2 protein-coding genes are annotated in these 5,330 nt (G+C 55.7%); one reads left to right on the plus strand and one right to left on the minus strand.

Annotation, left to right across the window (positions count from 1 at the left end; genetic code table 11):
* The first annotated feature begins 353 nt into the window (after positions 1–353).
* Positions 354–3,962, plus strand: a complete 3,609-nt coding sequence (locus VAE55_RS01480; RefSeq protein WP_322814058.1) for a substrate-binding domain-containing protein — start codon at positions 354–356, stop codon at positions 3,960–3,962.
* A gap of 53 nt (positions 3,963–4,015) precedes the next feature.
* Here the strand turns inward: VAE55_RS01480 and VAE55_RS01485 are convergent, their stop codons facing one another.
* Positions 4,016–4,987 (minus strand): hypothetical protein, encoded by a 972-nt coding sequence (locus VAE55_RS01485; protein WP_322814059.1) that lies wholly within the window; start codon positions 4,985–4,987, stop codon positions 4,016–4,018.
* Positions 4,988–5,330 lie beyond the last annotated feature (343 nt).

Genomic DNA, 5,330 nt, shown 5'->3' on the forward strand with positions numbered 1-5,330 from the left:
GGATGCACGCGGATAGATCGTCACCCAAGGTGCTCCCTTCTATCACCACAGCGACACGGAGGATGGGCATACCAGATGGGCGTGACATAGTGCGTTTACGGAACTGGCTGCGACCCAAACGACTCATACCGGTCAGGTACGCTGCACAATGTTGTGCGCAGCGTCGTGCTGTTCATCATCGCCGGTAGTCTTTCGTGGCCTGCTCACAGCGTAGGTGGCAACCTGGATTATGTATGTAACATCGCCCGGCACGGCCCCCCTTTGCGCGACCAGCATTATATTCTTGACCAACATCCACACTTCAGAAATGGTAGTATCATAGAAAGTATCAATAGCCAACCAGCAGAAAGCCTATGCGAAATACCAGAGCAATGTCGCAGCGAACTCGTTGGCCAACTGTCGGAGTGATTGCCGGCTGGCAATTCTACGGCACGGCATTGACCATGAGCTACCTCAGCCCGATCTATCTCGGCATCCGCCAGGCAGCTCAGGATTTGGGGTGTAACCTGCTACTGGCTTGTGGCATGGGACCATCGCTCCAGCTCAACGATCCCTCGCAACCCGCATGGTTCACCATCGCTGATGGTACCAATTTTGTACCGGTTGGGCCATGGAACACCCACGGTCTGATTATCATCAACCCTTTGCAGCGCCCAGAGCGGTCGCAGATGGTGCAGGCCATTCGCGATGCCGGCCATCCGGTGATCTTCGTCGGTTCCGGCGAGCCGGGGCCGACCATTGTTGCCAACAATGCAGGTGGGATTTACCTCGCTCTTCAGCACCTGATCGAACACGGCCATCGTCAGATTGCTTTTATTGCTGGTAGTGAACACGACCTGGAAGGTGATACCGGTGACCGACTGCGGGCGTTTCACAGCAGCATGGCCCGGTTCGGTTTAGAGGTTGATGAACGCCTGATCGCCTTTGGGCACCACGTCTTCACCGGCGGTTACAGCGCGATGCGCCAACTGCTGGCCACAGGCGTACCATTCACAGCAGTACTGGCAAGCAATGATGAATCGGCGTTGGGAGCCATTTCGGCGTTACAGGAAGCAGGGTACCGGGTGCCGGACGATATTGCTATTATTGGCTTTGATGACCGTCCAGAAGGCTTGCTGGCAGAACCGGCACTCACCTCGGTACAGATTCCCCTGTTCAAGATGGGGTATCGGGCACTAAAGCTCATGGCTCATCACTTGCGCGAACGAGTACCCCTGCCGGAACTGGTACAGGTACCAACCCGGCTGATCATCCGTGAGTCGTGCGGTTGTAGCCAGAATGCGGTGCTGGCCGATGCCCTGGAGATGACCTCTCTGCATCCCAATATTTCAGACACAACTGATCTGCGCGATGCGGTGATTCGCTCAATGGGAGATCTGCTCAGCCAGAAATCGCGTGGCTTCACACCCGAAGAGATTGATCAGCTTTGCCGGCGTCTGCTTACAGCGTTTCTTGAGAGTGTGCAAGCTGCCAGTCCTGGCCAATTCCGTACCGTGATCGCTTATATTCTTAAACAGATAGCGTTTGTCGGCGATGATACGCACGAGTGGCAGATTGCCATCTCGTACATTCGTGATGTCTTGCCGCACCTGCTTGATCCGGCGTTCCACCCTGCTGCGCTGAACCTCCTCGATGAGGCTCGCATGACCATCAGTGCAGCGATGCGTGTTCAGCACTGGCATTACCGCCACACCCAACACCAGACCAACAACCGGATCGGTCGCCTTACCGCCCGTTTGCTGAATGCGCTGGCTGAGAGTGACATCTACGACATTCTGGCCCAACATCTGCCCGAATTAAACCTGCCGCTACTCTGGATTGGCTATTTTGAAGCGGATCGTGACGATCCGGTAGCCTGGTGTCGCTTACGAGCGGTGACGATGCCCCAACAACCGGTCATTCGGATCCGTAGTCGCTCTTTTCCGCCCTCTCAGTGGCTGACAACGGGCCGGCCATTTCAGCTCAGTCTGATTCCTCTCACCGGGATCGATAGTGAAGCTGGTTTCGTCGCCTTCGACTGTTCGCGTCTCGATCTGTACGGCACCATTGTGCAGCAGATCAGTGCCGCACTCAATGCAGCACGCCTCTATCGTGCGGCAAATGAAGGACGCCGCCTGTCAGAAGAGGCAAATCAACTCAAGAGTCGCTTCCTGTCGATGGTGAGTCACGAATTGCAAATACCGCTCAACCTGATCGTCGGCATGAGCGATCTGCTGTTGCGCGAGAGTGCCGAGGGAACGCAGCATTTGCCGGTACAGGTACGGCACGACCTCAAACGTATTTACGACAATGCCCGCCATCTTAGCCGGCTGATCGGCGATGTTCTCGATCTGACCAGTAGTGATGCCGGACAGTTGCGTTTGGTGTGTGATGTTGTTGATCTGGGGCAGGTGATGCGTGCAGTGGCTGAGATGGGTCAACAAATGGCAGCCGATAAGCATCTCATCTGGCACGATGCCATTCCCGCCGAAGGGCCGTGGGTCTGGGGAGATCGCACTCGTTTGCAGCAGATCGCCTTAAACCTGATCGTCAATGCGATAAAATTCACGAATCGCGGTAGTGTTAGCCTGACAGTGACTACCGAAGCCGATGCGGTGACAGTCAACGTGCGCGATACCGGTATCGGCTTATCAGCGGAAGAACAGGCGTGCATTTTCGGTGAATTTCAGCGCACGGAACGCAGCATTGAACGAGGTTACAGCGGTATCGGCCTGGGGCTGGCGATCTGCAAACGACTGGTTGCGTTGCACGGTGGCACCATCGGCGTACACTCAAGTGGCGTTGAAGGCGAGGGATCAACCTTTTTCTTTCGCCTACCTACGATTGCTGCCCCTACAGTCAAACCACGTCGTAAATCACAACCGGTTACAACCCGATCACGTGTGCTGATACTCTCAACCGGTACTGATGAGCGGCTTCAGCATTATTTAGAGAAACGTGGCTTTGCGGTCACCTCGATCCCGATTGATGATAGTGCAGCCTGGGTAAGTGAACTCTTAAACAAGAGCTACAGCGCTGTATTGCTGAACGCGGTGCAAGGCGATCGGGCATGGTGGCAGGCCATTCGGGTGCTAAAGGCGAATTCGGCGACCCATGATCTGCCATTATTGTGTTGTGCGATGACCGAACAACACGGTACGGTGCTAGAGTTTAACTACCTGACCAAGCCGATTGAACTGGCAGATCTGGCCCGCGTCCTCGATCAGTACCGGCTCAAGAGTGATCCCGTATCGGCAGGCCATACCATTCTGGTTGTCGATGATGATCCCGATACGCTTGAACTCCACGCTCGGATCATTCAATCATACAGCGCCGGTCATCGGGTACTACGCGCTCGTTCGGGCCGTGAAGCGCTCACCATCCTTCAGCAACAACCGGTTGATCTGGTATTGCTGGATTTAATGATGCCGGAAATGAATGGCTTTACCTTGCTTCAAATGATGCGTGAGGATCAACGATTACGCGAAATCCCGGTTATTGTGATTACCGGTCGAATGCTGAGTGAAGAAGATATGGCCCTCCTGAACCAGGGCGTCACAACTATCCTCAGCAAAGGCATTTTCAGCGCCGATGAAACTCTCGCCCATTTGCAGGCCGCGCTTGAGCGTCGACGCCGGCTGAGCGATCAGGCGCAGATGCTGGTACGAAAGGCAATGGCGTATATCCATAGCCATTATACCCATCCACTGACCCGGCAAGATATTGCCCATTATGTTGGCATGAGTGAAGATTATCTGACCCACTGTTTTCGGCAGGAACTTGGCACCACCCCGGTAGAGTATCTCAACCGCTATCGGGTTTTGCAGGCCCGTCACCTGCTTGCCGAGAGCGACAAGAGTATCACCAATATCGCCCTGGAAGTAGGCTTTTCGAGTAGTAGCTACTTCAGTCGTGTCTTCCGCAAAGAGGTTGGGCAATCGCCGGAAGAGTATCGGCGCCTGAAACAGAGTAGCGTGCGCTAATACCGGTTCCCTGCCGGGTAGCGTATGGATGTCTGTCCGTTATTGCGCCGGCATCACCGCAGCGTGGCATACCATTCCGTATACAGCTCTTGAAAACTCTTGCCATAAATGCCGCGGTAGTTGGCCGAACCGGGCGCTCGCCCGCGACCATTGGCGTACAGTTGGTTAAACTTATCCCAGCCATAGGTACGGGCCAGATACTCAACGAAGCCGGCCCACATCTCGTAGGCGGCCATTGTATTGGCACTGTTCGCAAACGACGCCAGATTGCCCCGATACCCGGCGTTGTACAGTTCACGGGCACGGGCCTGAAAAGACGGCGCATCGTAGAGACTGAGCCAGTATTCACCCGATATCCAGGTTGCCAGCCCTTCAAGCAACACCAGATCGGCCTGCGCCTGGGCTTCACGACCGTAGGCTTCGGCCTGCAACGCATGGGCCAGTTCGTGGGTCAGAATCACCAGCGCCTGGTAAGTGTCTTCATTAGGGCGGTAGAAGATGCGGATATTGGTGCGGTCGTAGGTATAGGCGATCCCGCGTGTGTCGCTGGTTGGTGCCAGCGCCGGATTATAAAATCCCACCGAGACCCGTTCTGTCAGCTCGACATCGAACCGTCGTTGCAAATAGCCCAGGGCATATTCAGCTTTCACTGCCAGATCGCGTACCTGGTCGGCGCTAAAGGTACCGCGACCAACATAAAAATCGAGGCGGCGTCCGGCGTAGACGAACTCACCCGCCAATACCGGGCCACGACCGGGGAGGAAGCTGGTTGGGGCAACCTTCGCCTCATACGACTCGATAAACTCGCGACGGGCGAGGGTTGGCGTGAGCGTTGGTGATGGCAGTGGTGATGGGGTTGCGGTTGCAGTTGGCGGGATGATTGCCGTTTCGAGCGGTGATAGTTCAACAACCTTCAGACTCGGCGGCGGTGGCGGTGCCGGTGGAGTGACAGCCATCAATCCCACCAGTAGAAACATTGCCAGCACGGGCAACAACGCAAGCAGAGCGCGTTTCGGATAGTTCACGCTATCTCTCCCTGAATGGTGCAACGGGGCACCAGGTTTGGTTGCCAACAGTCATGGGTAGCTTATACCACCCCAGGCCGGAAACTGTCAAGTACACCGGCGATACGTTGAGCGCTGCCGCAGGACACTGTGACCTGTGCCTGCGGGTAGAACTTATTGCAAAAAACATCTACGAGAAGGTATCTTCTTCATTGCCGTTCGATATCCATGTTCGTGACGAGCACACCCGACATCCGCGTGACCAGCCGGGTCAACGACGTTGCACGAGCCAGATCGTGAGCACGGCTGGCGCGGCAGCATGGCTGCCGCACTCCAAACGACGCCACACGCGGATGATGAGCGA

Origin of the sequence: Chloroflexus sp., from assembly GCF_034432675.1 — a bacterium.
In the GTDB taxonomy this organism is placed as follows: domain Bacteria; phylum Chloroflexota; class Chloroflexia; order Chloroflexales; family Chloroflexaceae; genus Chloroflexus.

Bases quoted from the DNA above. Each gene is read 5' to 3' on its own strand.
- VAE55_RS01480 (WP_322814058.1), top strand. From the start codon at position 354: ATGCGAAATACCAGAGCAATGTCGCAGCGAACTCGTTGGCCAACTGTC.